The organism is Microbacterium sp. 69-7 (assembly GCF_001897985.1).
Taxonomy (GTDB): Bacteria; Actinomycetota; Actinomycetes; order Actinomycetales; family Microbacteriaceae; genus Microbacterium; species Microbacterium laevaniformans.
On record NZ_MKRU01000009.1, the window covers coordinates 1 to 26,961 of the forward strand.

A 26,961-nucleotide genomic window follows, 5' to 3' on the forward strand; every position below is an offset into this window, starting at 1 on the left:
GATCTTGCTCTTCTTGGCCATGAGATCAGCGCTCCTCTCGGAATTCGACGTGCTTGCGGATCACCGGGTCGTACTTCTTCAGCACGATGCGGTCGGGGTTGTTGCGACGGTTCTTACGCGTCACGTAGGTGTACCCCGTGCCGGCGGTCGACCGGAGCTTGATGATCGGACGAACGTCCTGAGCCTTCTTCGCCATTAGAGCTTCACACCCTTCGCGATGAGGTCCTTGACGACCGACTCGATGCCGCGGGCGTCAATGACCTTGATGCCCTTGGCCGACACGTTCAGCGTGATCTTGCGACCGAGCGAAGGAACGTAGTAGGTCTTCTTCTGCACGTTCGGGTCGAAGCGGCGCTTCGTCCGGCGGTGCGAGTGCGAGATGTTGTGACCGAAGCCGGGAACAGCTCCGGTCACCTGGCACACTGCTGCCATAGTGATTCTCCTTAGTACCGTGACACCGGACGGTGCCACCCAAGATCCCTTGTCTGCATCCCAGGTGGGATCGGACTCCTCCGCCGGTCGTTGAGCGAGCCGGAGGCGAGTCGAAACGTGGTGGGATACGAACTGCGTGCTGGAGTGCGCGCAGACAAAGAGTCAGTCTAGCACGGCCGGGCGTGTCGGCTTGACGTCGCGCCGTCGCCGATCACGCCGCGAGGCGGCGCACCATGCGAGGTGTCGCCACCGAGATCAGGACGAGCATCAAACCGGCGAAGACCCCGAGGACGACGGGTAGGGCGAGCCACGCGAGGGCGGCTCCGATCAGCAGGGTCGGCACGGCGAGTCCGACATAGGCGATCAGGAAGATCGCCGCGAGCTCCTCGCCGCGGATCACGAAAGCGGCCAGGGCGCCGAGCGCGACGGCGACACCGACGGCATAGGCGGCGAAGATGACGGTCACCACGATCGGCGAGAAGCCGTCGCGCTGCTGATAGAGCGCGCAGATCGGGGTGGGAATGGTCGAGAACGCCATCGCGATGGCGAAGGCGAGCACGGCCGTCCAGAAGCCGGCGGAGTGCGCCGCGCGGGAGCGTCGCGGTGTGCGGGCGGATGCCGAGGCGGGCGCCCCGGCGGCGGGGAGGCTGGTGGTGGTCATGACCTCAGGATGCGCGCTCGGAGGAATCGAGCTTCACGCGAGCCGCGGCTCGGCTGTACGTCGTGCAGTCGACGGTGTCGGCCGGCATCCAGACTCTCGAGCAGCGCATGGGAACCCGGCTTATCGAACGCTCCGGCCGCCGCGTCGCGCTCACCGCCGCCGGCGAGCAGCTGCTGGAGCCCGCTCGGGAGATCGTCGACGCGACGAGCCGATTGCAGAGCGCGGCGACCGGTCGCGTCGAGGGGCTGCTGCGGGTCGGCATCTTCGTCAACCTCCCGACGCTGCGCATGCCGGAGCTGTTCGCCGCCTTCCGCGCCGAGCACCCGCTCGTCCGCCTGCGCCTGATCTCCTCTCCCTCCGGCTCCACCGGCCTCGCCGACGAGCTGCGGCGGGGACGGATCGACCTCGCCTTCATGGGGCTGCCGTCCGCGGAGCTGCCCGACCTCGAGACCGTCGAGCTGGTGCGCTCCGCCTTCGTCGCACTGCTGCCAGACGACCATCCGCTCAGCGGGTCGCCGGAGATCACCCTCGAGAGCCTGGCGCCGCAGCCGTGGATCGACGCGCCGCACGGCTTCGGCCATCGCGTCCTCATCGAGCGCGCGCTCGCCCGCGCCGGGCTGGTGCGCGAGGTGGCGACCGAGGTCTCCGCCGTCGGCGACATCCCCGCGTTCGTCGCGGCCGGATGACGCGGCTCAGCCGGTCGGCCCCGCCCCGCGCCCCCAGCGAAACGCGGACACCGTCGGGTCGCCGTCCACCCAGAACCGCCAGGGGAACGCGGCCGTACCGGCGACACCCGCGACTCCGACGCGCGGACCGGTCACGACGTCCGCGCGCTTCGCCGTCGGCAGCCAGAGCCGGGCGACGGCCCCCGCGTGCGGCCGGCCGTCGATCGCGTCGATGCCGTCGTGGACGGGGTGGCGCAGGCCCACGGCATCCCCGAGCCGGCCGGGGCCGCGCGCGAGATCGCGGGCCACGCGCGCCGTGGGCCGACGCGCGAAGGCGATCTGCTCGCCGTCGATCACCTCGCCGGCGCGCAGCAGGATTCCGCCGGCCTGTCCCTGCGGCCCGCACACGACGTTGACGCAGGAATGGATGCCGTGGCTCAGGTAGACGTAGAGATGACCCGGTGGGCCCCACATCGTCGCGTTGCGGGCGGTTCGCCCCATTCGCGCGTGGGATCCGGGATCGGGCTCGGGCCCGGTGCCCGCGCCGTGGTACGCCTCCACCTCGGTGAGGCGCACGGCCACCCGCGCCTCGCCGACGGTGACCTCCAGCACGCCGCCGAGCAGGCGCGGCGCCACCTCCACCGGCAGCGCCGTGAGCGCTGCCCGGGTCGCGGGAATCAGGCCCGAGCGCTCGCTCATGTGCGCGGCGGCGTCTGGCACCACGAGATGTCGAAGCCCGCGAGGGCGCCGACCTCGGTGCCGGCCTCCGCGCCGGTAAGAGCCACGACGTGCGTGCGCAGGTGCGTCGGCATCGGCAGCTTGTACCCGTCATACGGGTTCGACACGGCATCCGGGGCCACCAGGAAGGCGGCATATCTCCCGCTCGGGGACACGCACGACTGGATGAGGATGTCTTTCGGGTCGACGGAGAAGACCGGCGTCGCCTGACCCGCGGTGTCGACGACGTTGACGGTGGTCGAGCGCACGGTGAAGCCGTCGACGACGGCGAGCACCCGCAGCGTGTCGCCGTTGCTCATCGGCACCATCTTGTTCGTCTGGCCCAGAGCCTTGTCGGTCGGCGGCAGGTCGACCTGCTTGGCCGTGGCCAGGTCGATGGCCGCGGGCCCCTCCACACGCTCGACGATCGCGGTGGTCGTGCCGCGCGCGATGCCGTCGATCGACACGGCGTTGCCGAGGGTGACCGGGTCGCCGCCGGACGGGGAGATGAGAGTGAGTGCCCCGTCGTACGTGAGCATGAGGATGCTGTCGGTGCCGGGCACGAACCGCCAGTCGTCGACGCGGGACTCGCCACCGCTGCGCTGGATCATCGTCGGCTGCGCATCGCTCTGCGCGGAGGCGAGCGAGGCCGTGAACAGCCGGGCTTCGCGAGCGCCCGGCGTGCCGACGGTGGCATCCGTGTAGGTGTAGCCGATGAGATCGCCCCGATCGGCGCTCTGCAGGTCGGTGACCGTGCCGTCGCCGGGGAGGGCGAGCTCGCGCACGTTGCCGCCGTCGAGATCGGTGACCACGAGGTGCGACTTCTTGTCGTCGTCGAGCGTCGACATGACGAGATGGCCGGCGGTCGCACGGAAGTCTTCGATGTGCGCGTTGGTGTAGACCGGTTCGGGGTCTTGACCGGCGAGGCCGGTGCGCAGGATCCGATCGCCGCCGTCGCCGCGCTGCAGGACGAAGGCCTGCAGCGCGGGAGTGGTGAAGCTCTGCGAGACGGATGCCGTCGGGCCGCCGCCGATGCCGCTGACCCCATCGATCGTCACGGTGTACGAGGTGTCGTCCCACAGCGGCTGGGTGAAGCGGATGCCCACGCTGCGTCCGGACGTGTCCACGGTGAAAGGCGCGGCGGGCGAGACGGTGACCTGGGTCGGCGTGACCTTGGCGAGGGACTGGGTGGTCGTGATGATCAGCCGCGAGCCGGCCGCGCTGACCGCGGCATCCGGGTCGACGCTCACGTTCGTGACGCGCGGACCCTGCGCGACCGTGACGGCGGCGCCGGCGAGTCCGATGACGGCCAGCGCGGCGACGACGATCGCGAACCCGGCGAGGAACGCGCGCGCGCGGCGGCGACGTGTCCGCTCGCGACGCGTCGCACGATCAGTACTCATACGGGTCCTTGGGCTGATCGACCGTCTGCACGGAGGCCGGCTGGATCTGCAGTCGTCCCCCCGCATCGCGGATCGTGCCCGTCACGGTGACCCACGTTCCGGTGGCCGGGATGTCGCCCGAGGCAACCGGCACACTCGCCGGCTGCGCATCGATGACGCAGTGCGTGATGACCAGGCGCGTCAGTCCGAATCCGCCGTCGGTGGGGGTCACGAACCCGGTGAGCGTGATGGTGTCGCCGTCGAACGCCTCGGGGTTCGTCGCCGTCGCGAACACGCTCGCCCACTCCCCGACGCCGAACTTCGAGGTGTCTCCTGTGGAGGCCAGCGCCACGGTGTCGGAGCCTTGGAACAGCGGTGGGGCACCCGTGTCGCGCTGCATCGCGAGCTCGGCGGACAGCGTCGCCGGAGGCGTCAGCATGATCGCCGCGACGACGCCGACCGACAGCACACCGCCGGTCACGGTCGCGGCGGTGCCCCAGCCGCTGCGGCGCTCGTGGCCGTGGTCGTGGTCATGCCCGTGGTCGGATTCGGCGCCCTTCGGCAGCGCGAAGCTGATCACCGCACCGACGAGGGCGATGACCGCCATCGGCACCGCGAACCAGTTCGACGAGGGGTTGATGTACAGCGCCAGCTGGCCGTTCAGCCACAGCACGACCGTGACCGCGGCCAGGCCTGCCGCCAGTCCCACCCCGAGCAGGCGCGATCCGATCAGTTCACGCAAGGAGGTTCACCACCGATCCGACGGCCACGGCGAACAGCACGACGATCACGACGAGCCCGATCAGCACCTTCGAGCGGAAGGTGGTGCGCAGCAGCGCGAGCATCTTGACGTCGACGAGCGGACCCACGAGCAGGAACGCGACGATCGAGCCGGGCGTGAAGGTCGAGGCGAACGAGAGCGCGAAGAAGGCGTCGACGTTCGAGCAGATCGACACGATCATCGCGAGCGTGATCATGGCCACGATCGACAGCGCGGGGTTCGATCCGATCGCCAGCAGCGCCGAGCGCGGCACGAGCACCTGCACGGCGCCGGCCAGGGCAGAGCCGATCACGAGCGCGGGCATGACGGCGCGCAGTTCGACGACGAACTGGGCGAGGCTCTGCTGCGCCTTGCCCGGCCCGCGGCCGTGCGCCGCGTTCTCGAGCGAGATCTCGCAGCTGGCCCGGAAGCGGTCGGTGATGAGTCCATCGGGGTCGGGATGCCGGCTGTAGAGCCACCCGATGAGGTTCGCGACCGCATAGCCGCCGACGAGGCGCGCGATGAGGATGCCGTCGTCGAAGCCGAAGGCCTGGTGCGTGGTGATGATCACGATCGGGTTCACGATCGGCGCGGCGATCAGGAACGTGAGCGTCTCGGCGACGCCCAGTCCGCGCATCATCAGACCGCGGGCGAAGGGGACGTTGCCGCACTCGCAGACGGGGATGAGCATGCCCAGCAGCGACAGCACCGCACGCCGCGCCCACGGTGCCCGCGGCATGCACCGTTCGATCGCCCCCGCCGGCACCCACACCTGCACCACGATCGACAGCAGCACGCCGAGGATCACGAAGGGGAGCGACTCGATCAGGACGCTGATGGAGAGGGTGAGACCGTCCTGCAGCCGGGTCGGCAAAGCGGGCCCCGGGGCGAGGAAAGCGACCGCGATGAGAGCGGCCACGACCAACGCGCCGATGCCGACGGCCACCAGGGGACGGGCCGGCGCGACGCGCACCTCAGTCGACACGCTCTCCGACCGGATCGGCGGCGCGCAGCGCGGAGCAGGAGGCGCAGAGACCGAAGATGTCGACGACGTGCTCGGCGGCGGTGAACCCGTGCGCGGCGGCGGTGCGCTGCGCCCACGCCTCGACCTCGTGGGCCTCGATCTCGACGGCGAGACCGCACGAGCGGCAGATCAGGTGGTGATGGTGACCGGTCGTCGAGCACGCGCGATAGATCGCCTCGCCGTCGGGGCTCTGCAGCTGATCGGCCTCGCCGCTGGCGGCGAGCGTCGCGAGCGCCCGGTAGACGGTGGCCAGTCCGATGCCCGTGTTCTCGTCGCGCAGGGTCGCGTGCAGCGCCTGGGCGCTGACGAAACCGGGAGCGTCGGTCAACGCCTCGCGCACGCGATCGCGCTGCCAGGTGTTGCGCTGGGCCATGCCGGGAGTCTACCCGCGAGGGCTAGGAGCGGGCTGGATGCCTTCGCGGGGGGATATCACGCCTCGACGGACCCGCGTCGGCGCGCCCCGTCGATGACGCGGCAGACGAGGTAGATGAGGAACGACAGCGTCGTGATGTACGGGCTCACCGGCAGCGTTCCCGCGATGGCGAGCAGAATGCCGCCCACCGCCGCGGTGACGCCGAAGCCGGCGGCCAGCAGCGGCACGGCGATGGGGCCGGTGGAGACCCGCATCGCCGCCGCCGCCGGCGTCACCAGCAGCGAGAGCACCAGGAGGGCACCGATGATGTGCACCGCCACCGCCACGACGATGCCCAACAGGATCATGAACGCGAACGAGACGACCGTCGTCGGCACGCCGCGCGCGGCGGCCGACTGCGGGTCGAGCGAGTCGAAGTTCAGCGGTCTCCAGATGAGCAGCAGTCCCACGAGCACGATCGCGCTCAAGACGATCAGCACCGTCAGCTGATCGCTCTGCACCGACACGATCTGACCGGTCAGCAGGCTGAAGCGGTTGGCGCTGCGGCCGTTGTAGAGCGAGATGCACAGGATGCCGATACCCAGCCCGAACGGCATGAGCACGCCGATGATCGAGTTGCGGTCGCGGGCGCGCGCGCCCAGCCAGCCGATGAGACCCGCCGCGATGAGCGAGCCCACGATCGACCCCGTGACGACGTCGACGCCGAGAAGGAGCGCCGCCGCCGCGCCGGCGAAGGACAGCTCGCTGATGCCGTGCACGGCGAAGGCCATGTCGCGCTGCATGACGAACACGCCGATGAGTCCGCCGACGATTCCGAGCACCGCGCCGGCCCAGACGGAGTTCTGCACCAGGGCGAGGATGTCGCCGTAGCGCGCCATCCCGCCGAACAGCGCGTTGCCGATGTCTCCCCAGCTCACGCGACACCTCCCGCGGGTGCGGCGACGGCGTCGCCGTGATGGTGGTGATCGGCATCCGAGTCGGGAGCGCCGACCACGACCAGACGCCCGCCGACACGGGCGACATGCACCGGGGTGCCGTACAGGGCGGTGAGGGTCTCGGAGGTCAGGACCTCGTCCGGGCTGCCGAGGGTGAAACGGCCGCCGGTGAGGTAGAGGATGCGATCGACCTTCTCCAGCACGGGGTTGATGTCGTGCGTGACCAGCAGCACGCCGGCGCCGCTGGCGGTGCGGTAGCGGTCGATGAGGTCGATGACGTCACGCTGATTGGCCAGGTCGAGACTGGTCAACGGCTCATCGCACAGCAGCAGACCGGGCTCGTCGGCGAGCGCCTGTCCCACGCGCAGCCGCTGCTGCTCGCCCCCGGAGAGCAGGCCCACGGGGCGATCGGCGAAGGCCGTGGCTCCGACGGCGTCGATCAGTGTCTGCACGCGCTCGCGGTCGCCGCGGCGGCGCACCGGGAAGCCGAAGCGGTGGCCGTCGACACCGAGACGGACGAGATCGCGGCCGCGCATCGCCGTGTGCCGGGGCAACGGGCGCTGCTGCGGAATGTAGCCGATGCGACGATTCCCGGCCCGGCGCACGGGCTCTCCGAGCGCCTCGATCGAGCCCGCACTGAGGCGCTCGAGGCCGAGGACGGCGCGAAGAAGCGTGGTCTTGCCGGCACCACTGGGCCCGAGCACCGCGACCAGTTCGCCCGGCTGCAACTCGAGGTCGAGGCCGCGCCACAGCTCATGGCCGCTGCGCGAGAGCGCAGCGGCCATGATGCGAAGGGGAAGAGCGGAGGCGGGGGTCACGAACCCAGCGCGGTCTTGATCTGCGTAGCCATGTCAGTCATCCACGATACGTAGTTCTGGCCCTCCGGGAGCAGCTCCGAGGCTTTGATGACGGGCACGTTCGCCGCCGCGGCCTTCGCCTCGGCCTGCGTGGTCTCGGCACCCGCGGCCTGGCCGTTCACGAAGAGGATCTTCACCGATCCCCCACCGATGAGCGTGAGCGCGTCGAGAAGTGTCGCCGGCGGGACGTCCTGGCCCTCTTCGACGGCTTCGCTGAAGGCGGGCGGGGTCACGTTCTTCAGTCCGGCGGCCTCGGCGAGGTACAGCGGCACGGGCTCGGTGACGAAGATCTCGGCGCCGCTGTGGGCTTTGGAGATATCGCCCAGGATCGGCGTGACCTTCGCATCGATGTCGCTGCGGAACGCCGTGGCGTTGGCGGTGAACGCGCTCGCGGCGGCGGGATCGAGCGTGCCGAGCTGCTTCGCGATCTCGTCGGCGACGGCGGCGATGGTCTGCGGGTCGTAGAAGACGTGCTCGTTGAAGCCGTCGACGGCCGCGGTGGGGTCGGAGCCCGTCCACTCGGGAGAGAAGGTGACGGCGCTGATCAGCGGGGCGGTCGACTTCGCGGCATCCTTCAGAGACGCCATGAACGGGTCGTAGCCGCCGCCGTTCTCGATGAGCAGCTGCGCGTTCTGGACGTCGAGCTGATCGGCCGCGGTCGCCTCGAACTCGTGCGGATCCTTGCTCTCGTCGGCGATGAGCGAGGTGACCTCGACGTGGTCACCACCGATCGTCTTGACGATGTCGCCGTAGACGTTGGTGGAGGCGACGACCGAGATCGTGCCGCCCGCCGACGCGGAGCCGCTGGGCGACGAGGTAGCGGAGCTGGAACAGCCGGCGAGGGCGAGGGCGGATGCCGCGACGAGCGCGGACAGGAGGACGACGGGACGCTTCATGTCCTCAACCCTAGGACTACTGATAATCGTTATCAAAACCAGGGCGGCAGAAATGCTGTCAGTTCATAGCTTCCGCTTGAAGTCGAGACCGCGCCGCCGACAGGCTGTTCTTCGGTCCTCGCGTCCGACGGCGCTCGCGAACGACCGTGTCACGTTCTCTGCGACCCCTCCGCTGTCGCCTTCGCCTCTCGAGGAGCCGTCATCTCCCCCTGGACTCTGCTGCTGCTCGCGCTCGGCGTCTCCGCCGATGCCTTCGCCGTCGCCCTCGGAAAGGGCCTGCAACTGCGCGCGCACGTGCTGCGCACGGCGCTCGTGTTCGCGACCGCATTCGGGGTGTCGCAGGCGATCATGCCGCTGCTCGGCTGGCTGCTCGGTTCGACGTTCGCCGACGCGATCGCACCGTGGGACCACTGGATCTCGTTCGGCCTGCTCGCGCTGGTCGGCGGGAAGATGCTGTGGGAGGCGCTGAGCCCCGACGCCCCGGTGGACGCGGAGCACCCCGAGCACGTGCACGACATCGAGGCCTTCAGCGTGCGCGAGGTGGTGCTCCTGTCGGTCGCGACGAGCATCGACGCGCTCGCCGTCGGGGTGTCCTTCGCCTTCTTGAACGTGGACGTCGCGATCGCCGTCACCACGATCGGACTCGTCACGTTCGCACTGTCGTTTCTCGCCGTCTTCATCGGCTACCGCATCGGCACGCGCTTTCGCCGCCCGGCGGAGATCGTCGGTGGGCTGGTGCTGATCGGGATCGGTACGCAGATCCTCATCGAGCACCTCACCGCCTGACGGCCCCCTCCTTGCCCGCGACGCGGCGAGGACCTACCGTGAACAGGAGGAGGGTGTCATGACGCGACTGATCGATCGGTTCCGCACGTGGCGCGCGAACCGCAAGGCGAACCCGTACATTCCGCCGGAGGGCCGCTTCACCGGCAGTGTGCTCACGCAGCTTCCCGGTGTGCGCGGCCCGTCGCTCTGGACGGGCAAGCGCGGCGGCCTCGGCGACGTGCTGCAGCCGGCGAACCTGTCGGGAAACTTCCACCCCGTCGTCGATCCCGTCGACGACCCGCGGGCGCGCTGACCCGCGGTCGCGCGGACCAGGCGCCGTCCGCTCAGGCGAGGCCCGGCAGCGCGGCGGTCAGGCCGTGCACGAGGATCTCGGCGCCGATGGCCAGGATGAGAAACCCCATCACGCGGGTGATCGCGCCGACACCGGTCGGACCGAGCTTCTCGGCCAGCGGCGTGCCGTAGCGCAGGAGCACCGCGATCACCGCCGCGATGACGAGGACGGCGAGCACGATCCCGACGCGGTCCAGGATGCCGGGATTGCGCGCCGCGAGTCCCACGATCACGCCGATCGCACCGGGGCCGGCGATGAGCGGCAGCGCCATCGGCGAGAAGCTGATGTCGGTCTTCGTGGCGGCATGCTCCTTCTCGGCATCCGAGGCCCCCGCGCCCAGCGCGCGCGGCACGACCATGCCGAACCCGGAGTGCATCACCACGAGGCCGCCGGCGATCTGCAGCGCGCCCAGGGAGATGCCGAAGAACTGCAGGATCAGGGTTCCGAGCAGCGCGAAGACGGTCAGGATGGCGGCGACGTAGATGCCCGTGAGCCACGACTGCCGGCGCCGGTCGGCCTCGTCGAGGTGGGCGGACAGCCCGGCGTAGGCCGCAACCGCCCCGGGCGGATTCGTGATCGGGACGAGCGCCGCGAGGGCGGCGACGAAGACGGTCAGCATGCCTTCATTGTGTCGCAGCGGATGCCGGGGGTCAGTCCAGCAGCAGCGCCGGCTCCTCCAGGACCGATGCGACATCGGCGATGAAGCGACTCATCCCGTCGCCGTCGATCACGCGGTGGTCGAACGAGCCCGAGACCGTGGTGACGAAGCGGGGACGCACCTCGCCGTCGACGACCCACGGCTTCTGGCGGATCGTGCCCATCGCGACGATGCCCGACTCGCCCGGGTTGATGATCGGGGTGCCGGCATCCATCCCGAAGACGCCGATGTTCGTGATCGTGATCGTGCCGCCCTGCTGGTCGGCCGGGGTGGTCTTTCCCTCTCGGGCCGTCAGTGTCAGCTTCTCGAGGGCCTTGGCGAGCTCACGGAGGTTGAGGTCCTGGGCGTCCTTGATGTTCGGCACGAGCAGGCCCCGCGGCGTCGCGGCGGCGATGCCGAGGTTGACGTAGTTGCGCACCCGGATCTCGGCCGAGCCGTCTTCCTTGTCGATCCACGCGGCGCCGATCAACGGCGTGCGTCGCACCGCCCAGATCACCGCGCGCGCCATGATCAGCAGCGGCGAGACCTTGATGTCGGCGAAGTCGGGCGAGGCCTTCAGGCGCTTGACGAGCTCCATCGTGCGGGTCGCGTCGACGTCGGTCCACACCGACACGTGCGGCGCGGTGTAGGCGGAGCGCACCATGCCGGATGCCGTGGCCTTGCGCACGCCCTTGACCGGAATCGCCTCTTCGCGCTCGCCGACCGGCGGGGCGGGGACGGGCGCGGCGGAGACCGGGATCGTCTGCTCCCGCTCGGCGGGGGCGGCGGGCGTCGCGATGTTGCGGAAGACGCTGGCCTGCTCGGCGTGGCGCACGACGTCGTCGCGGGTGACCTCACCGGCGGGCCCCGTGGGGGTCACTTCGGCGAGGGTGACGCCCAGGTCGCGCGCGAGCTTTCGCACCGGCGGCTTGGCGACGACCCCGACGGAGGCCCGCACGGTCTCGGCGCGCTCGGCCGGGCGCTTGCGGCGAGAGGTCGCTCCGGCGCCCGTGCCGTACCCGACCAGCACGGCGCCGCCGTCGTCGGATGCCGCGGCCGCCTCGGGCTGTGCGGGTGCGGGGGTCTCGGCATCCGCCGCCGCGCCGCCGATCGTGATGATGGGGGCCCCGACCGTGACGGTCTCACCTTCGGGGGCGAGGAGCTCGCCGACGGTGCCGGAGAACGGCGACGGCAGCTCGACCAGCGACTTGGCCGTCTCGATCTCGACGAGCACGTCGTTGACCTCGACGGTGTCGCCGGGCGCGACGCGCCACTGGACGATCTCGGCCTCGGTGAGGCCTTCGCCGACGTCCGGCAGGTGGAAGATCTGCTCGCTCATGTCGTTCTCCTTCAGGGCGTGAGTCCGCGAGACACGTGATGCGCACCGAGACACGGGGCTACGACGCGTGTCTCGGTGCGGGGCTGGTGTCTCGCGGTCATGGGCGGGGCGGGGCGGGGCGGTCAGTAGGCCAGGGCGCGGTCGACGGCCTCGAGGATGCGGTCGGCATCCGGGAGGTAGGTGCCCTCGAGCTTGGCGGGCGGGAACGGAACGTCGAAGCCCGACACGCGCAGCACCGGCGCTTCCAGAGCGAAGAACGCCCGCTCCATGACGGTCGCGGCCACCTCCGAGCCCACCGACGTGAACCCGGGCGCCTCCTGGGCGTAGACCATGCGACCGGTGCGGCGCACCGAGTCGAGGATGGGGCCGTAGTCGATCGGCGAGAGCGAGCGCAGATCGATCACCTCGCACGACGTGCCCTCGCTCTCGGCGAGCGCGGCGGCCTGCAGCAGCGTCGTCACCATCGCCCCATGACCGACGAGCGTGACGTCGGTGCCGCGGCGCACGAGCCGCGACGCGTGGAGGGGCAAGGGCCGCTCGACGGTGTCGACGTCGCCCTTCATCCAATACTTGGCCTTGGGCTCGAGGAAGATCACCGGGTCGGGCGAGCGCACGGCATCCTGGATCATCCAGTACGCATCGTTCGCGGTCGAGGGAGAGACGACTCGCAACCCCGCGGTGTGGGTGAAGTACGCCTCCGGGCTCTCCTGGTGGTGCTCGACGGCCCCGATGTGGCCGCCGTACGGGATGCGGATGACGACCGGCATCTGCAGCGCACCCTCGTGCCGGTTGGTGAGCTTCGCGAGCTGCGTCGTGATCTGGTCGAAGGCGGGGAAGACGAAGCCGTCGAACTGGATCTCGACGATCGGACGGAACCCGGCCATCGCCAGACCGATCGCGGTGCCGACGATGCCCGACTCCGCGAGCGGGGTGTCGAGCACCCGCTGCTCGCCGAACTCGGCCTGCAGGCCTTCCGTCACGCGGAACACGCCGCCGAGGCGGCCGATGTCCTCGCCCATGAGCAGGACGTGGTCGTCGGCGGCCATCGCGGCGCGAAGACCCGCGTTGAGCGCCTTCGCGAGGGGCATGGACTCCACCATCAGACTCCTCCCTCCAGCGACGCTTCGTAATCGGCGAGCCAGCGACGCTGCTCCACCATCAACGGGTGGTCCTCGCTGTAGACGTGCGCGAACATCGACTCCGGCTCGATCGTGCCCAGCGCGTTGGTGCGTACGCGCACATCGTCCGCGTAGGCCTGCGCCGCGGCATCCACCTCGTCGAAGAAGGATACCGCCGCCCCCCGCGCCTCGAGGTAAGCACGCATGCGGGCGATCGGATCGCGCCGCGCCCACGACTGCTCCTCGTCGGACGTGCGGTACTTGGTGGGGTCGTCGCTCGTCGTATGCGCGCCCATGCGATAGGTCATCGCCTCGATCGCGCGGGGCCCCTCGCCGGCGCGCGCCTCGTCGAGCGCGAGCTTGGAGACCGCGTAGCTGGCCAGCACGTCGTTGCCGTCCACGAGGATCGAAGGCATGCCGTAGCCCGCCCCGCGGCGGTAGAGAGGCGCCCGCGACTGCGTGGCGACCGGCACCGAGATCGCCCAATGGTTGTTCTGCAGGAAGAAGACCTGGGGCGTCCGGTAGGTGTTGGCGAACACCATCGCCTCGTGCACGTCGCCCTGGCTGGATGCGCCGTCGCCGTAGTAGACCACGACGGCCTCGTCGCGGTTCGGGTCGCCCGTGGCGCACCGCTTGTCGAAGACGAGGCCCATGCCGAAGCCGGTCGCGTGCAGGGTCTGCGAGCCGAGCACAAGCGTGTAGATGCGGACATTGCCGTTCTTCGGGTCGGTCGGGTCCCACCCGCCGTGCGTGAGACCGCGCATCACGCGGACGATGTCGATCGGGTCGACACCGCGGGTGGTGGCGACGACGTGCTCGCGGTACGACGGGAACAGGTGATCCTGTGGCCGGGCGGCGCGCACAGACCCGACCTGGGCGGCCTCCTGACCGAGCGACGGCGGCCACAGCGCGAGCTGGCCCTGCCGCTGCAGGTTGGTGGCCTGCCGGTCGAAGGCGCGCACGAGAACCATGTCGCGGTAGAACGTCTCGAGCTCGGCATCGGAGAGCGCGTCGATGAGGGGCAGATACCGCTCGGCTTCGGGCGTGGGGGCGAACGTCCCGTCCGCCGCCAGAACGCGCACGAGGGCCGGGTCGTCAGGCGGGGTCATGTTCCCACGCTAACGCCCCGCGCATACGTCCGACTGCATGGGGTCGACAACGGGAATCGCGATCCGCCGTGCGCCGACCACAACGCGCAGGAACTATGGACGCGGAGCGACGGATGCCGCGACCCGAACGATCGGCTCGATCGCCTCGTGCTCGCCGATGGAGATACGCACACCGTCGCCGGCGAAGGGGCGGACGATCAGACCGGCCTCCTCGAACGCCGCGGCGACCTCGAGCGCACGCGCGCCGGCCGGCAGCCAGACGAAGTTGCCCTGCGCTTCGGGCACGTCCCATCCCGTCGCGCGCAGCCGCGCGGCCAGGTCGTCGCGGTGCGCGGCGAGGGTGCGCACGCGCTCGAGCAGCTCCTCCTCGGCATCCAGGCTGGCCAGGGCCGCCTCCTCGGCGGCGACGGTGACCGACAGCGGGATGCCGGTGCTGCGCGCGGCCGCGAGGATGCGCGGGTCGCCGACCGCGTAGCCGACGCGCAGCCCGGCGAGCCCGTAGGCCTTCGAGAAGGTGCGCAGCACGACGACGTTCGCGTGCCCGGCGGCGATGACGTCGGCGCCGGCCACGGCATCCGGGTCGGTGACGAACTCGGCGTACGCCTCGTCGAGGATGACGAGCACGTCGTTCGGGACACGGCCGAGGAACGCGTCGAAGTCCGCCTGGGTCACCACCGGACCCGTCGGATTGTTCGGGCTGCAGACGATGATCATGCGCGTGCGCTCGGTGACGGCAGCGGCCATCGCGTCCAGGTCGTGGCCGCCGGCCGCATCGTTCGCCACGGTGACGGCGGTCGCGCCGGCCACCGTCGCCAGGCTCGGATAGGCCTCGAACGAACGCCAGGAGAAGAGGATCTCATCGCCCGGTCCGCTCGTGGCCTGGGCGAGCTGGAAGAGGATCGACACCGAGCCGGCGGCGATGTGCACGGCGTCGTCACCGACGCCGAAACGCTCCGCGAGGCGGGCCCGCAGACGCGGTGATGAGGCGTCGGGGTAGCGGTTGACGGCGATCGCCGCCTGCACGGCCGCCACGACGCTCGGCAGCGGGGCGAAGGGGTTCTCGTTGCTGGACAGCTTGAACGCTTCGGCGCCGGCCTGCTTTCCCTGCGTGTAGGCGGGAAGGGCGGCGATCTCGGGGCGGATGCGCACGGGCAGATCGGTCACGCGTCGAGTCTACGAGGGGCGCTGCGACCTGGAGTGAAGCCTTTCGTGCGCGGCGTCCGCGTGGAAGACTGTGAGGACCATGCGCTTCATCGTCCGCGTCGTCGTCAACGCCTTCGCCATCTGGGTCGTGACGCTCATCCCCGCCCTCCAGGTCGGGGTGACGCCGTTCGCGCCCGGCGAGACCCTGCAGCTCGTACTGACGCTGCTCGCCGTCGCCGCGATCTTCGCGCTGGTCAACACGATCATCGGCACCGTGATCAAGATCGTCGCGATCCCGCTGTACATCCTGACGCTCGGGCTCATCTCGTTCGTCATCAACGGGCTGCTGCTGTGGATCACGGCGTGGGTCACCAGTTCGTGGGGCTGGGGCCTGACCGTCGAGAGCTTCTGGCTCGGCGTCGTCGCCGCGATCCTCATCTCGCTCATCAACTGGGTGTTCGGCATTCTGCTGCGCCCGCAGGAGAAGAAGCGCCGCAGCTGACGGTCGCGCCTCCTCGTCAGAGCCCTCCTCCTCCCGAGCGCCGTCGTCGATCCGCCGAGCGGGCCTGCTCTCGGTGGGCGCCGTAGACCGTCGAGGTGACGACGGCCGCGCCCGCAAGGGGTGCGAGACGCTCGCGGAGCGCGTCGATGCGCGGATCGTCCGAGGAGTCGACCATCGCCGCCGTCTCGCGGTAGGCGTCGAGCTGGTGCACCGCGAACGTCGCATCGCTCCACCGCGGCATGGGATCGGCCTCGCGTTCGACGACGACACTGTCGCCAGAGCCCGAGACACCCGGAAAGCCGCCGACCGCGAGCGCCGCGACCGGATCGTCCGTGTGCCGGACGGCGACCGAGAGCACACCGTCGGCCTGTTCGGCCTGGACGGGGCTGCCGAAGCTGACCTCGGTCACGACGTCGAAGTCGCCGTCCCGCGCCAGGTAGGCCGCGATCATGCCACCCTGCGAGTGACTGAACACGTGCACGCGATCTCCCGCGACCGCCCCCGCCGCCGTCAGCGCGCGCTCCACCGCGAGGTACGACGACGACTGGGCACCGAAGTACAGCTGGAGGTTGGAGGTCATGTCCCACGGCTCGTCCGCCGCGAACGCGGCGCGGGTTCCCGCGATGTAGGCCACGAACTCGCGCTCGCCGGACGCGTAGCGGTACTCCTCCACGCGCACGCGCGCATCGTCGAGGCCGTCCTGTCCCGGCATCCGATCGATGACGTCGACCAGTCCGCGCGGCGCGGCGTCGGCACCGGTCGCGCGATGCGTGCTGATCTCCTCGACGGATGCCGTCTCTGCCCCGGGCCGCAACGGGGGCGCCGCGGCGGGCACCGTGCCCCGACCGGCGCGGCGGACGGCGGCGGTCAGCTGCGTCAGGGCGGGTCCGAGCGGGCCGTACACCCCGAGCATGAGGGCGCTGTCTCGCATCTGGTCTTCGATGTCGCGGTGACGGCCCTCGATCCACTCGGCCGCGAGCCGCTTCGCCGCCGCCGCGACATCCCCCTCGGCCTGCATCCGTGCCGCCGCGAGCTGCATGACGTCGACGTCGCGTGTGCCGTGGAGCGCGTGCAGCGCCTCCTTCTCGGCGAGGTCGTACGTCTGGGCGAGCGTGTCGAGCGTGCGCGAGAGGTCGGTGGCGATCGCGTGCGCCTCCCGCGCCCGCCCGGCGGGATCGGGAACCCAGAGCCCGGCAGCCAGCGACGCGGTCCCGGCGCCGGCGAGCGCTTCTGCGACCTCATCGAGACGAGCCGAGATCGGCCCGAGGGCGCCGGACAGCTCTCGCAGCGCCTCGGTGTCGACCGCGACGAGCCCGCCGGAGCGGATGTCGACGTCGTCGCTCATCCCGCCGCCTCGATGAGCGCCCGCTCGGCCGCCTGAGCCAGGTCACGGTCCCAGGTGTCGATGTCATCGATCGCGACCGCGCTCAGGTGCGCGCAGGCGTCGAGACGCTCCCGGATGGGTTCTGCCGCCGTGGTCGCCCACTGCGCGTCGGCCCGCAGCCCGAGCATCCGCCGATTCGACTCCACGAGAGTCTCACGCGCCTGACGCAGGAGGGCCCGGGCATCGGCGATATCCGCGAGTCGGTCCACAGGACGATCGTCGGCCCGGGCTGCGCAGCGCCGTGCGACGGTCTCGACATCCGTGGACAGGCGCGGCGCGCCGCCCGCGTGGGGAGGAGGTCTTTCGTGCGGCCGTCGACCTGCACCACAATGGGGAGGTGACTGCCCACGCCGCACCGTTTCGCGTCGTGTTCGTCTGCACCGGCAATATCTGCCGCTCCCCCATGGCCGAGATCGTCTTCCGCGACATCGCCGACCGCGCCGGCCTCGGCGCTCGCGTCGTGTCGACCAGCTCAGGGACGGGCGACTGGCACGTGGGCGAACGCGCCGACAGCCGCACCCTCGATGCGCTCGCGCGACGCGGCTACGACGGCGCACGCCACCGCGCCCGTCAGTTCACGCTCGACGACTTCGAGCGCAATGACCTCGTGGTCGCCCTCGATCGCTCGCACGAGCGCATCCTCGCGAGCTGGGCGCGCACGATGACGGATGCCGACAAGCTCGCGCTCCTGCTCTCTTTCGACCCCGAGGCGCACGGCAACCTGGACGTCCCCGACCCGTACTACGCCGGCCCGGAGATGTTCGACGACGTGCTCGGTATGATCGAGAGCGCGAGTCGGGCGCTCTTCCGGCAGCTCGAACCGGCCATCCGTCCGTTGTGAGCCTGTCGTCGTGCGCACCGGCCGCGCGTCGACAGACACCGTGATCGGAGCCCGCGTCGTGACCACCGCGAACACCCTCGCCCACCAGCCCCTCAGCCCGCTTGACGGCCGTTACCGCGGCGCCGTCGCCGACCTGTCGGCGTACCTGTCGGAGGCCGGCCTCAACCGTGCGCGCGTCGAGGTCGAGGTGGAGTGGATCATCACGCTCACCGACCGCGGCCTGTTCGGCTCGACGGCGCTCACGGCCGACCAGAAGGACGCCCTCCGCGAGCTCTACCGGGCGTTCGGCGCGGCAGAGATCGAGTGGCTCGCCTCCACCGAGTCGGTGACCCGCCACGACGTGAAGGCCGTCGAGTATCTCGTGCGCGACCGCCTGCAGACACTCGGCCTGGACGCCGTCGCCGAGCTCACGCACTTCGCGTGCACCAGCGAGGACATCAACTCGGCGTCATACGCCCTGACGGTCAAGCGTGCCGTCGAGAACGTCTGGCTGCCGAAGCTGCGCGCCGTGATCGACGCTCTGGCGGCGCTCTCGCACGAGCACCGGGATGCCGCGATGCTCTCGCGCACGCACGGTCAGCCCGCCACTCCGTCGACGATGGGCAAGGAGCTCGCCGTCTTCGCCTGGCGGCTGGAGCGCGTGGCCGCCCAGATCGCCGACGGCGAGTACCTGGCGAAGTTCTCCGGCGCCACCGGCACCTGGTCGGCCCATCTGGCCGCCGCGCCCGACGTCGACTGGCCCGAACTGTCCCGCGCGTTCATCGAGGGCCTCGGCATCGACTTCAACGTGCTGACGACGCAGATCGAGTCGCACGACTGGCAGGTGGAGCTGTACGACCGGGTGCGTCACGCCGGCGGCATCCTGCACAACCTCGCGACCGACATCTGGACCTACATCGCGATGGGCTTCTTCGCGCAGATCCCGGTCGCCGGCGCCACGGGCTCGTCGACCATGCCGCACAAGATCAACCCGATCCGTTTCGAGAACGCCGAAGCGAACTTCGAGATCTCCGGCGGTCTGTTCACGACGCTGGCGTCCACCCTCGTCACCAGCCGCATGCAGCGCGACCTCACCGACTCCACGACGCAGCGCAACATCGGCGTCGCGTTCGGCCACTCCCTGCTCGCTCTCGACAACCTGCAGCGCGGGCTCACCGAGATCTCGCTCTCCCGCGACGTGCTCCTCGCCGACCTCGACGCGAACTGGGAGGTGCTCGCCGAGGCGATCCAGACGGTGGTGCGCGCGGAGATCGTCGCGGGACGGTCGCAGATCACCGACCCCTACGCGCTGCTGAAGGAGCTCACGCGCGGACGCCGCGTCGGCGGCCCCGAGCTGGCGGAGTTCGTGCGCACCCTCGACATCGGGGATGCCGCCAAGGAGCGCCTGCTGGCTCTCACGCCGGCCGGATACACCGGCCTGGCGGACGAGCTCGTCGACCGGGTCTGAGCGGCGTCTGGGCGCGTCTCTCGACGTGCTCAGCGGCGCGGCGCGGCGCCGTCGTCCGTGGCGTCGGGGGATGCCTCGGCATCCGTGTCGTCCATGAGCACGCCGTGGTCGATCTCGCCGCCCATCTTGGCCGGATCGACCGCGAGCATGCACAGCGCGATGATGACCAGCGTCGCGATGAAGGCGACGCCGGCGACGACCAACGAGACCACGACGACGTGCACCCGCTCGTCGCCGGTGAGGTCCTGGAAGAACCCCATCGAGACGAGCGTGACGAGGCCGGAGAACAGGGCGGCGGCGAAGGCGAAGCCCAGCAGCTGCACCGGCTTGAGCAGATCACGACGGGTGGGACGCGGCTCGCTCATGCGGAACCTCCTGAACGGGTGCCGTCCTCGGCGGCGGGGCGTCGCGGCGAGAAGCCGGCGATGCCGAGGAAGACGGCGATGATGGCGGCATAGCCGCCGAAGAGGCCGACACCGATGGTGATGCCGGTCAGGGTGAAGGAACGCCCGGCCTCGGAGATGAAGTACTCCAGGCTGTACGCGGGGTTCACCAGAAGCAGACCGATGCCGAGCGCGATGGTGAGCGCACCCGCGAGCACGCCGTCGCGCCCCTCGTCGCGGCGCTCGCTGCGAAGGACGCCCTCGAGGGACGCGGCGCTGCGGCGCAGCCGCACGCCCCCGATGAGCTCGGCGACACCCGCGATGAGCGCCCACGCGATGACGACGACGAAGAACAGCGCCGTCGAACGCAGCCCCGGAATGCCGGTGGCCATCCCCGCGAGCAGGGTCAGCACCCCGAGCAGGATCGGAACAGAACGGCGCTCGCGCGGGAAGGCGAGCCACGCACCGATCAGGAGCACGAGCGCGGTGGCGATCGCCCACCCGCTGAAGACGGCGAGACCGACGGATGCCGAGTGGTCGGGCGAGAAGGTCACCATCACAGCGGCGAGGGCCGCGAGGAGGGCGCGGCCGAGCTGCACATGACGCACGTCGAAGGTGCGGGTCGCTCCTGCGCCGTGGGTACGGGTGGGAGCGGGGGCGTCGTCGGACACGTCGGACTCATCGGATCGGGGACGGTGGAACCCCACCAGTCTAGGTCGTCGCCCGCGCCGACCCGGCGCGATCCGGCGCCGACCTTCGCCGGATGCCGGCGGTGCGCGCTCAGCCCACCGAGCGGGCGACGAGCTCCCGCAGCGTCTTTTCCACGGCCGGTGTCACGGCGACGACGGCGAAGGACGTCGCCCACATGTCCCCGTCATCCAGCAGCGCGTCCTCCTGGAAGCCCACCGTGCCGTATCGCGTGTCGAACTTCGATGCCGGCTGGTAGAAGACGACCACCTTCCCCTCGCGGGCGTAGGACGGGAAGCCGTACCAGGTCTTCGGCGCGAGCTGCGGCGCTTCCTCGGTGACGACGCGGTGCAGCAGTGTGGCCACCTCCCTGTCGGTGCCGGTCAACGCGTCGATCGCCGCGATGCACGCCTCGAGCTCCGCGGCCTGTTTGGCGGCGCCCTTCAGCCCCTTCGTGGATCGCAGCTCTTCGGCGCGCTGCGCCATCGCCGCACGCTCATCGGCGCTGAAGCCGCTCTTGGTGTCACTCATGGGTGTCTCCTCTCAGTGGGACTGCTGGATGCGCAGGAGGTTGCCGGCGGGATCGCGCACCGCGGCATCCCGCAGCCCGTAGTCCTGATCGGTCGGGTACTGCACGATGTCGGCGCCCGCCGCCGCCAGGCGGGCGATGTCGCCGTCGAGGTCGTCGGAAGCCAGGTTGACCCCGAAGTAGCTGCCCTTCGCGACGAGCTCGGCGAGCGTCCGCCGTTCGTCGTCGCTGATGTCGCGTCCCACACCGACCGGGTGCAGCACGATCGCGGTGTCGGGCTGGCCGGCGGGGCCGACCGTGATCCACCGCAGGTGCTCGTAGCCCACATCCAGGCGCACCTCGAATCCCAGCACGTCGCGGTAGAACGCGAGCGACGCCTCGGCGTCGATGTGCGGCAGGAAGGAGGAGTGGATGCTGATGCTCATGGGCCTCACGATAGGCCGGTCTCGCGCGGGAGCGCTTCTCGATTCCTGACCGGTCGGGTCAGCCGACGGGCGATGCAGGGGAGCATGCCGATGCGGAAGGGCGCGCCGCGGGTGCGATAGCGTCCCGGAGACACGCCCACCAGCTCGGTGAAGCGTGTGGTGAAGGTACCCAGAGACGGGCAGCCGACGGCGAGCGCGATGTCGGTGACGGCGAGCTGCGTCGTCCGCAGGAGGGTCATGGCGCGTTCGACACGACGCGTCATCAGGTACGAGTAGGGCGTTTCGCCGTAGGCCCGCCGGAACTGTCGCGATAGGTGACCCGGCGAGACGTGCACGGCCCGCGCAAGGGTGGGCAGGTCGAGGGGCTGGGCGAAATCGCGGTCCATCATGTCGCGCACGCGTCGCATCCGCACCAGCGTGTCGAGCTCGACCCCGGCGCTCACCGCGCGGCGCGTCCCGATCCGGCGCGCAGCTTCTCGGCACCGGCACGGATCGCCTCGACGGCGCGCAGCACCTCGAGGCTGCGCCGCTGGTCGGCAGATGCCTCGTCATCTCCACGGACGAGCTGGGCGAAGCGGGCCACCTCGAAGCGCATGTTGTTGTCGGGGCCGTCGATCTCGATCTCCTCGTGCACGCCGGAGAACAGGTCGAGCGTGATCCGGCGCGGCGCGGTGATCTCATCGATCTCGATCGTGCCGAGCTCGCCCTGGATCTCGTTCGGTCGACGCGAGGCGCCGATCTTGGAGAAGGCAATCTGCACGACGAAGCCGTCGTAGGAGAGCACGGCGGCACCCGCGCCGTCGGCACCGGTCGCGATCGTCGCCGTCGCCCCGACCACCGCACCCGGTGCGCCGAACAGCTCGATCGCGGCGCTGAGCGGATAGACACCCAGATCGAACAGCGCTCCGCCCGCGAGAGCCGGGTCGAAGATGTTCGGCGTCTCGCCGGCCAGGACGAGGTCATACCGCGCCGACCGCTGGCTCTGCCCGAACGACACCAGCCGCACCGTTCCCACCTGGGGCAGCAGGGCACGCAGACGGGTCATGCCCGGGTCGTACGCGTTGCGCATGCCCTCGAACACGACGACCCCACGGGCCCGGGCCGCCTCGACGAGGCGCGCGAACTCGTCCGCCGTCGGTGTCGCCGGCTTCTCGAGGAACACGTGCACACCCGCCGCGATGGCCGCTTCGGCCTGCGCGGCGTGGGCTCCGTTCGGCGACCCCACGTAGACGGCATCCACCTCGCCTGAGGCCAGCAGCGCCTCGAGGTCGGTGCTCACGCCGTCGATGCCGAGCCGATCGGCGAACGCGCGACCGCGCGCCGCGTCGCGGGAGAACACCACGTCGATGCGGATGCCGGGCGTCTGCGCGACGGCATCCGCGAACTTCTCGGTGATGGTGCTGGTGCCGATCGTGGCGAGTCTGATCACGCCCCCAGAATAGGCGCGGCGCCTGCCCCGAGGAATGGATGGTGTCCGCCGACGGTTGGAACTCAGCATGAAGGCACTCGTCTATTCGGATTTCGGCGGCAACGACCGCTTCGAGCTCACCGACCGTGAGGAGCCCCATATCGGCCCCGACACCCTGGTGGTGAGGGTGGTCGCCGCCGGGATCAACCCCGTCGACTACAAGATCCGCGAGGGCTACCTGCGCGGCCTCATCGACACGCGTCTTCCCGTCGTGCCCGGCTGGGACGTCGCCGGCATCGTCGAGAAGACGGGACTGGACACCCCCGAGTTCGCCGTGGGAGACGCGGTGCTCGCCTACGCCCGCGCCGACATCGTCGAGAACGGCTCGGTCGCCGAGTTCATGCCGGTGCCGGTGCGCACCGCCACCCTCAAGCCGGAGGGCCTGTCGTTCGAGGATGCCGCCGCCCTGCCGCTGGCCGGGCTGACGGCGCTGCAGACGCTCGAGCGTGCCGGAGTGGGCGCGGGCCAGACCGTGCTGATCCACGGCGCCGCCGGTGGGGTGGGCTCGTTCGGCGTGCAGCTCGCGCGCCGGCTCGGGGCTCGTGTCGTCGGCACGGCGTCGGAGCGCAACCACGCGTACCTCCGCGATCTGGGCGCGGAGCCCGTCGTCTACGGCGAGGGCCTCGTGCCTGCGGCCCGCGAGATCGCCCCCGAGGGGTTCGATGTCATCATCGACTTCGTCGGCGGCTCGACGCTGGACTCGACGCCCGACCTGCTCGCCGACGGCGGCGTCGTCGCCTCGATCGCCGACGCCCGTGCGCGCACCGAGTTCGGCGGCCACTACGTGTGGGTGCGTCCGAACGCATCCCAGCTCGGTGAGCTGGCTGAGCTCGTCGCGGCGGGCGAGCTGCGCGTCGAGATCGCGGCGACCTACCCGCTCGACGAGGCTGCCGCCGCCTACGCCGCTCTCGAAGAGGGCCACACCCGCGGCAAGATCGTCGTCACCGTCTGACCGCGCCCGCCCCGCGGCGGCCGTCTCACGGACGCAGCGGCAGCAGGGGTGCGAGGTCGGCCCGGGTGCCGGACGCGAGAATGCGTCCGGCACCCAGGGCATCGGCCCACGACTCGGCACCGGTCGCGAGCGCGATCCAGGTGGTCGCGTCTGTCTCGACGACATTCGGCGGGGTACCGCGGGTGTGCCGCGGGCCCTCGACCACCTGCACCGCGCCGAACGGCGGCACGCGCACCTCGACGGTGTTGCCGGGGGCCTTCTCTGCCAGCAGCTGGAGCAGGTAGCGCACGGCGGTCGCCATCGCCGTGCGCGGGGGTGTCACGTCGGCATCCCTCGCCGCGGTGACAGCGGCGAGGGCTTCACGACCGTCGGCGGTGGAGATCTTGCGGGCCATGCCTCCACGCTAGCCCGCACTCACGACGCGGCGGCCCGTCGGTAGGCTGGCCGGGTGCGCATTCTCGTCCTCGGTTCCGGTGCCCGCGAGCACGCCATCCTCCTCGCTCTGAAGGGGGAGGACGCGGGGCACGATCTGTTCGCGGCCCCGGGCAACGCGGGCATCGCCGCGGACGCCACGATCGTTGCCGACCTCGATGCGAACAGCCCGGCCGCAGTGACCGAGTACGCCAACGACCACGACATCGACCTCGTGATCATCGGCCCCGAGGCGCCGCTGGTCGCGGGAGTCGCCGACGCCCTGCGGGAGCACGGCGTTCCGGTGTTCGGTCCCGGCAGGGCAGCCGCGCAGCTGGAGGGCTCGAAGGCGTTCGCGAAGCGCATCATGGATGCCGCCCACGTGCCCACGGGCCGGGCGACGCGCGCGACGACCCGCGCAGAGGTCGAAGCCGCCCTCGACGCCTACGGCGCGCCGCACGTCGTGAAGGCCGACGGGCTGGCCGCCGGGAAGGGGGTCGTCGTCACCGACGACCGCGAGGCGGCGCTCGCGCACGCGGACACCTACCTTCCCACCGGCCCCGTGCTGGTGGAGGAGTTCCTCTCCGGGCCGGAGGTGTCGCTCTTCTTCGTCAGCGACGGCGACACCGTGCGGGCGCTCAGCCCCGCACAGGACTTCAAACGCGCGTACGACGGCGACGCGGGTCCGAACACGGGCGGGATGGGCGCCTACTCGCCGCTGCCATGGCTGAGCGACGATTTCGGCAGCGAGGAGGCGTTCGTCGCCGAGGTGACCCGGACGGTCGCCGAACCGGTCATCCGCACGCTGGATGCCGAGGGCACCCCCTTCATCGGCCTGCTCTACGCGGGACTCATCCTGACCGCCGACGGCATCAAGGTCATCGAGTTCAACGCCCGCTTCGGCGACCCCGAGACGCAGGTCGTGCTCGCGCGTCTGACCAGCCCTCTGTCGCGACTGCTGATGGCGGCGGCATCCGGCACGCTCGAGGACGAGCCGGCACCGACGTTCGCCGGCACGGCAGCGATCACCGTGGTGCTCGCGAGCGAGGGCTACCCCGAGGCGCCGCGCACCGGCCGGGTCATCACGGGACTGGATGCCGCGGCATCCGTCCCGGGAGTGCACCTCGCGCACGCCGCGACGGCGGTGCAGGGCGACGGAGTGGTGGCGACGGGTGGACGTGTGCTCAACGTAGTGGCGACGGGCGCCTCGTTCAGCGCCGCGCGCGACCAGGCGTATGCCGCTCTCGAGCGGATCGACCTGGAGGGCTCGCACTACCGGCGCGACATCGCCGCCCGGGTGGCGCTCGACTGACGAGTCGTGTCGTCGTCGGGCCTCACCGGGCGGCGATGGGCGATGCCGCGCGCGCTCAGCGCTTGACGAGGTGCGGCGGGCGCTGCATGAACAGCACGGCGACGACGCCGATCAGCAGCACGATCGCCGGCAGCAGGATCGTCTGCGCCATGGCGTTCGAGAAGCCGTCGACGACGAACGCGGGCAGCTGGCCCGCACCGAAGTCGCCGCCGGCGTTCGAGGCGCCCGGCAGGTTCGCCTCGAGACGCGACTGCATGAACGCGGCGATCGCCGCCGAGCCGAGCACCGAACCGATCGTGCGCGTCGTGTTGTAGATGCCCGCGCCGGCGCCGGCCTGGCGCGGCTCGAGGTTGCGGGTCGCCGTGGTGGCCAGCGGCCCCCACATGCCGGAGTTTCCGACGCCCATCAGGAACGAGGGCAGCAGGAACATCCAGATCGGAGTGTCGGCGTGCATCAGCGAGGAGTACCAGAAGAGCGATCCGGCGACCAGCAGCAGCCCCGGCGCCAGCAGGACGCGGGCGTCGACCCGGTCGAGCAGCCGGCCGGTCAGCGGCGAGAGCACACCCGCGGCGACGGCCATCGGCACGAGCAGCAGCGCCGACTCGGTGGGGGTCAGACCGCGCGCCAACTGCACGAAGAACATGAGCGGCAGCGACATGCTCGTCACCGTGAAGCCGACCGTGGCGATCGTGAAGTTCGACACCGAGAAGTTGCGATCACGGAACAGTGCGAGCGGCACGAGCGGCTCACTGCGGGTCTTCGCCTGCTGCCAGATGAAGAGGGCCATAACGACGACACCGCCCGCGATCATCGTCCAGACCCAGGCGGCCCAGTCGAAGTGCTCGCCCTCCTGCAGACCGAAGACGATGAGGAACAGGCCCACCGCGCTCAGCACGACGCCGACGAGGTCGAAGCGGTGGTGGTGCGTCTCGAGGTTCGGCACGAGCACCCACGCGAGGACGAAGCCGATCACGCCGACGGGCAGGTTGACGAAGAAGATCCACTCCCATCCGAGACCGTCGACGAGCAGGCCGCCGGCCAGCGGGCCGACGAGCATGGCGACCCCGGAGGTCGCTCCCCACAGGCCCATGGCCGCGCCGCGGCGCTGGGGCGGGAAGGTGCGGGTGATGACGGCCATCGTCTGCGGGGTCATGAGTGCGGCACCCAGGCCCTGGATCGCGCGGAAGACGATCAGCATCTCGAGGGATCCCGACAGGCCACAGCCCAGGGATGCGAGCGTGAAGATCGCGAGGCCGATGAGGTAGATGCGCTTCGGTCCGAATCGATCACCCAGACGGCCGGTGATCAGCAGGGGCACGGCATACGCCAGGAGGTAGGCCGACGTGACCCACACGACATTGTCGAGGTTGTTGGTGGACGGGTCGAGGGCCGCCTTGATGGCGGGGTTGGCCACCGAGACGATGGTGGTGTCGACCAGGATCATGAAGAACCCGA

34 protein-coding genes and 1 pseudogene are annotated in these 26,961 nt (G+C 70.6%); 9 read left to right on the forward strand and 26 right to left on the reverse strand.

Features of this window, described 5'->3' with window-relative positions; all coding sequences use genetic code 11:
* Positions 1–25: 25 nt before the first annotated feature.
* The 3 genes from rpmG to BGN98_RS01105 all read right to left on the reverse strand — a co-directional run bounded on the left by rpmG (position 26) and on the right by BGN98_RS01105 (position 1,093).
* Positions 26–196 carry a 50S ribosomal protein L33 gene (rpmG, locus tag BGN98_RS01095; RefSeq protein WP_005051772.1) on the reverse strand — a complete coding sequence of 57 codons (171 nt, stop codon included), beginning with the start codon at positions 194–196 and terminating at the stop codon, positions 26–28.
* Positions 196–432 carry a 50S ribosomal protein L28 gene (gene rpmB, locus BGN98_RS01100; RefSeq protein WP_005051771.1) on the reverse strand — a complete coding sequence of 79 codons (237 nt, stop codon included), beginning with the start codon at positions 430–432 and terminating at the stop codon, positions 196–198. The genes rpmG and rpmB overlap by 1 nt, the downstream gene beginning before the upstream one ends.
* Positions 433–643: 211 nt before the next feature.
* Positions 644–1,093 carry a hypothetical protein gene (locus tag BGN98_RS01105; RefSeq protein ID WP_288118983.1) on the reverse strand — a complete coding sequence of 150 codons (450 nt, stop codon included), beginning with the start codon at positions 1,091–1,093 and terminating at the stop codon, positions 644–646.
* 29 nt (positions 1,094–1,122) lie between these two features.
* Between BGN98_RS01105 and BGN98_RS01110 the strand changes: the two are divergent.
* Together BGN98_RS01110 and BGN98_RS01115 are read left to right on the forward strand one after the other, a co-directional pair.
* Positions 1,123–1,248 (forward strand): annotated as a pseudogene (locus BGN98_RS01110) (LysR family transcriptional regulator); the annotation flags it as partial.
* A gap of 57 nt (positions 1,249–1,305) precedes the next feature.
* Complete coding sequence (locus BGN98_RS01115) at positions 1,306–1,779, forward strand: LysR substrate-binding domain-containing protein (protein WP_288119037.1); 474 nt, start codon at positions 1,306–1,308, stop codon at positions 1,777–1,779.
* Between the two features lie 6 nt (positions 1,780–1,785).
* Here BGN98_RS01115 and BGN98_RS01120 read toward each other — a convergent pair whose 3' ends face one another.
* Genes BGN98_RS01120 through BGN98_RS01155 form a run of 8 tightly spaced genes read right to left on the reverse strand, consistent with a single transcriptional unit; the run spans position 1,786 to position 8,702 of the window.
* Complete coding sequence (locus tag BGN98_RS01120) at positions 1,786–2,457, reverse strand: DNA-3-methyladenine glycosylase (protein WP_288119038.1); 672 nt, start codon at positions 2,455–2,457, stop codon at positions 1,786–1,788.
* Positions 2,454–3,878: an Ig-like domain-containing domain gene (locus BGN98_RS01125; RefSeq protein WP_039413852.1), complete on the reverse strand. Its 1,425-nt coding sequence runs from the start codon at positions 3,876–3,878 to the stop codon at positions 2,454–2,456. The genes BGN98_RS01120 and BGN98_RS01125 overlap by 4 nt, the downstream gene beginning before the upstream one ends.
* Positions 3,868–4,599, reverse strand: coding sequence for a TIGR03943 family putative permease subunit (locus BGN98_RS01130; RefSeq protein WP_061681295.1), 732 nt, complete (start codon positions 4,597–4,599; stop codon positions 3,868–3,870). The genes BGN98_RS01125 and BGN98_RS01130 overlap by 11 nt, the downstream gene beginning before the upstream one ends.
* Positions 4,592–5,602, reverse strand: coding sequence for a permease (locus tag BGN98_RS01135; protein WP_288118991.1), 1,011 nt, complete (start codon positions 5,600–5,602; stop codon positions 4,592–4,594). Before BGN98_RS01135 ends, BGN98_RS01130 begins: the two co-directional genes overlap by 8 nt.
* Positions 5,592–6,014: a Fur family transcriptional regulator gene (locus BGN98_RS01140; protein ID WP_036321364.1), complete on the reverse strand. Its 423-nt coding sequence runs from the start codon at positions 6,012–6,014 to the stop codon at positions 5,592–5,594. Before BGN98_RS01140 ends, BGN98_RS01135 begins: the two co-directional genes overlap by 11 nt.
* A 56-nt stretch (positions 6,015–6,070) precedes the next feature.
* Positions 6,071–6,931, reverse strand: coding sequence for a metal ABC transporter permease (locus BGN98_RS01145; protein ID WP_112932043.1), 861 nt, complete (start codon positions 6,929–6,931; stop codon positions 6,071–6,073).
* Positions 6,928–7,734, reverse strand: coding sequence for a metal ABC transporter ATP-binding protein (locus BGN98_RS01150; RefSeq protein ID WP_288118998.1), 807 nt, complete (start codon positions 7,732–7,734; stop codon positions 6,928–6,930). The genes BGN98_RS01145 and BGN98_RS01150 overlap by 4 nt, the downstream gene beginning before the upstream one ends.
* Before the next feature lie 29 nt (positions 7,735–7,763).
* The gene (locus BGN98_RS01155) at positions 7,764–8,702 is read right to left on the reverse strand and encodes a metal ABC transporter solute-binding protein, Zn/Mn family (RefSeq protein ID WP_061681303.1); all 939 of its coding nucleotides are present in this window, start codon (positions 8,700–8,702) and stop codon (positions 7,764–7,766) included.
* A gap of 294 nt (positions 8,703–8,996) precedes the next feature.
* Here BGN98_RS01155 and BGN98_RS01160 point away from each other — a divergent pair, with 294 nt between their 5' ends.
* Positions 8,997–9,488 carry a manganese efflux pump MntP gene (locus tag BGN98_RS01160; protein WP_231477160.1) on the forward strand — a complete coding sequence of 164 codons (492 nt, stop codon included), beginning with the start codon at positions 8,997–8,999 and terminating at the stop codon, positions 9,486–9,488.
* Between the two features lie 58 nt (positions 9,489–9,546).
* Positions 9,547–9,780: a hypothetical protein gene (locus tag BGN98_RS01165; RefSeq protein ID WP_036287816.1), complete on the forward strand. Its 234-nt coding sequence runs from the start codon at positions 9,547–9,549 to the stop codon at positions 9,778–9,780.
* A gap of 31 nt (positions 9,781–9,811) precedes the next feature.
* Here BGN98_RS01165 and BGN98_RS01170 read toward each other — a convergent pair whose 3' ends face one another.
* The 5 genes from BGN98_RS01170 to BGN98_RS01190 all read right to left on the reverse strand — a co-directional run bounded on the left by BGN98_RS01170 (position 9,812) and on the right by BGN98_RS01190 (position 15,186).
* The gene (locus tag BGN98_RS01170; protein ID WP_036287814.1) at positions 9,812–10,438 is read right to left on the reverse strand and encodes a MarC family protein; all 627 of its coding nucleotides are present in this window, start codon (positions 10,436–10,438) and stop codon (positions 9,812–9,814) included.
* 31 nt (positions 10,439–10,469) lie between these two features.
* Positions 10,470–11,795, reverse strand: coding sequence for a dihydrolipoamide acetyltransferase family protein (locus BGN98_RS01175; protein ID WP_288119010.1), 1,326 nt, complete (start codon positions 11,793–11,795; stop codon positions 10,470–10,472).
* A gap of 122 nt (positions 11,796–11,917) precedes the next feature.
* Positions 11,918–12,895: an alpha-ketoacid dehydrogenase subunit beta gene (locus tag BGN98_RS01180; RefSeq protein WP_061681310.1), complete on the reverse strand. Its 978-nt coding sequence runs from the start codon at positions 12,893–12,895 to the stop codon at positions 11,918–11,920.
* Positions 12,895–14,022, reverse strand: a complete 1,128-nt coding sequence (locus tag BGN98_RS01185) for a thiamine pyrophosphate-dependent enzyme (RefSeq protein WP_061681312.1) — start codon at positions 14,020–14,022, stop codon at positions 12,895–12,897. Before BGN98_RS01185 ends, BGN98_RS01180 begins: the two co-directional genes overlap by 1 nt.
* 93 nt (positions 14,023–14,115) lie before the next feature.
* Positions 14,116–15,186 carry a histidinol-phosphate transaminase gene (locus BGN98_RS01190; RefSeq protein ID WP_288119015.1) on the reverse strand — a complete coding sequence of 357 codons (1,071 nt, stop codon included), beginning with the start codon at positions 15,184–15,186 and terminating at the stop codon, positions 14,116–14,118.
* A gap of 79 nt (positions 15,187–15,265) precedes the next feature.
* On the opposite strand from BGN98_RS01190, the gene BGN98_RS01195 reads away from it, so the two are divergent.
* Positions 15,266–15,667, forward strand: a complete 402-nt coding sequence (locus BGN98_RS01195) for a phage holin family protein (protein WP_016463997.1) — start codon at positions 15,266–15,268, stop codon at positions 15,665–15,667.
* 16 nt (positions 15,668–15,683) lie between these two features.
* Here BGN98_RS01195 and BGN98_RS01200 read toward each other — a convergent pair whose 3' ends face one another.
* Together BGN98_RS01200 and BGN98_RS01205 are read right to left on the reverse strand one after the other, a co-directional pair.
* Positions 15,684–17,012 carry a hypothetical protein gene (locus tag BGN98_RS01200; protein WP_061681316.1) on the reverse strand — a complete coding sequence of 443 codons (1,329 nt, stop codon included), beginning with the start codon at positions 17,010–17,012 and terminating at the stop codon, positions 15,684–15,686.
* Positions 17,009–17,260, reverse strand: a complete 252-nt coding sequence (locus tag BGN98_RS01205) for a hypothetical protein (RefSeq protein WP_016463995.1) — start codon at positions 17,258–17,260, stop codon at positions 17,009–17,011. Before BGN98_RS01205 ends, BGN98_RS01200 begins: the two co-directional genes overlap by 4 nt.
* 128 nt (positions 17,261–17,388) lie before the next feature.
* Between BGN98_RS01205 and BGN98_RS01210 the strand changes: the two genes are divergently transcribed.
* Positions 17,389–17,892 (forward strand): low molecular weight protein-tyrosine-phosphatase, encoded by a 504-nt coding sequence (locus BGN98_RS01210; protein ID WP_288119022.1) that lies wholly within the window; start codon positions 17,389–17,391, stop codon positions 17,890–17,892.
* A gap of 58 nt (positions 17,893–17,950) precedes the next feature.
* A complete protein-coding gene (gene purB, locus BGN98_RS01215; RefSeq protein ID WP_288119040.1) occupies positions 17,951–19,339 on the forward strand; it encodes an adenylosuccinate lyase in 1,389 nt (462 codons plus the stop codon).
* A 29-nt stretch (positions 19,340–19,368) separates the two neighbouring features.
* On the opposite strand, the gene BGN98_RS01220 is transcribed toward purB, so the two are convergent.
* The 6 genes from BGN98_RS01220 to BGN98_RS01245 all read right to left on the reverse strand — a co-directional run bounded on the left by BGN98_RS01220 (position 19,369) and on the right by BGN98_RS01245 (position 22,792).
* Complete coding sequence (locus BGN98_RS01220) at positions 19,369–19,704, reverse strand: amino acid transporter (RefSeq protein ID WP_288119024.1); 336 nt, start codon at positions 19,702–19,704, stop codon at positions 19,369–19,371.
* Positions 19,701–20,393 carry a hypothetical protein gene (locus tag BGN98_RS01225; RefSeq protein WP_061681358.1) on the reverse strand — a complete coding sequence of 231 codons (693 nt, stop codon included), beginning with the start codon at positions 20,391–20,393 and terminating at the stop codon, positions 19,701–19,703. Before BGN98_RS01225 ends, BGN98_RS01220 begins: the two co-directional genes overlap by 4 nt.
* A gap of 109 nt (positions 20,394–20,502) precedes the next feature.
* A complete protein-coding gene (locus tag BGN98_RS01230) occupies positions 20,503–20,940 on the reverse strand; it encodes a hypothetical protein (RefSeq protein WP_036289101.1) in 438 nt (145 codons plus the stop codon).
* Positions 20,941–20,952: 12 nt separating this feature from the next.
* Positions 20,953–21,363, reverse strand: a complete 411-nt coding sequence (locus tag BGN98_RS01235; protein ID WP_112932054.1) for a VOC family protein — start codon at positions 21,361–21,363, stop codon at positions 20,953–20,955.
* A 5-nt stretch (positions 21,364–21,368) separates the two neighbouring features.
* Positions 21,369–21,806 (reverse strand): helix-turn-helix transcriptional regulator, encoded by a 438-nt coding sequence (locus BGN98_RS01240; protein ID WP_502687801.1) that lies wholly within the window; start codon positions 21,804–21,806, stop codon positions 21,369–21,371.
* A complete protein-coding gene (locus tag BGN98_RS01245; RefSeq protein ID WP_288119029.1) occupies positions 21,803–22,792 on the reverse strand; it encodes a Gfo/Idh/MocA family protein in 990 nt (329 codons plus the stop codon). The genes BGN98_RS01240 and BGN98_RS01245 overlap by 4 nt, the downstream gene beginning before the upstream one ends.
* Before the next feature lie 67 nt (positions 22,793–22,859).
* Between BGN98_RS01245 and BGN98_RS01250 the strand changes: the two genes are divergently transcribed.
* Positions 22,860–23,783, forward strand: coding sequence for an NADP-dependent oxidoreductase (locus tag BGN98_RS01250; RefSeq protein WP_288119031.1), 924 nt, complete (start codon positions 22,860–22,862; stop codon positions 23,781–23,783).
* Between the two features lie 25 nt (positions 23,784–23,808).
* On the opposite strand, the gene BGN98_RS01255 is transcribed toward BGN98_RS01250, so the two are convergent.
* Positions 23,809–24,177: a sterol carrier family protein gene (locus tag BGN98_RS01255; protein WP_288119033.1), complete on the reverse strand. Its 369-nt coding sequence runs from the start codon at positions 24,175–24,177 to the stop codon at positions 23,809–23,811.
* Positions 24,178–24,231: 54 nt separating this feature from the next.
* Between BGN98_RS01255 and purD the strand changes: the two genes are divergently transcribed.
* Positions 24,232–25,506: a phosphoribosylamine--glycine ligase gene (purD, locus tag BGN98_RS01260; RefSeq protein WP_288119035.1), complete on the forward strand. Its 1,275-nt coding sequence runs from the start codon at positions 24,232–24,234 to the stop codon at positions 25,504–25,506.
* 55 nt (positions 25,507–25,561) lie between these two features.
* Here the strand turns inward: purD and BGN98_RS01265 are convergent.
* The coding region (locus BGN98_RS01265) for a DHA2 family efflux MFS transporter permease subunit (protein ID WP_288119036.1) at positions 25,562–26,961 on the reverse strand (1,400 nt) is incomplete at its 5' end.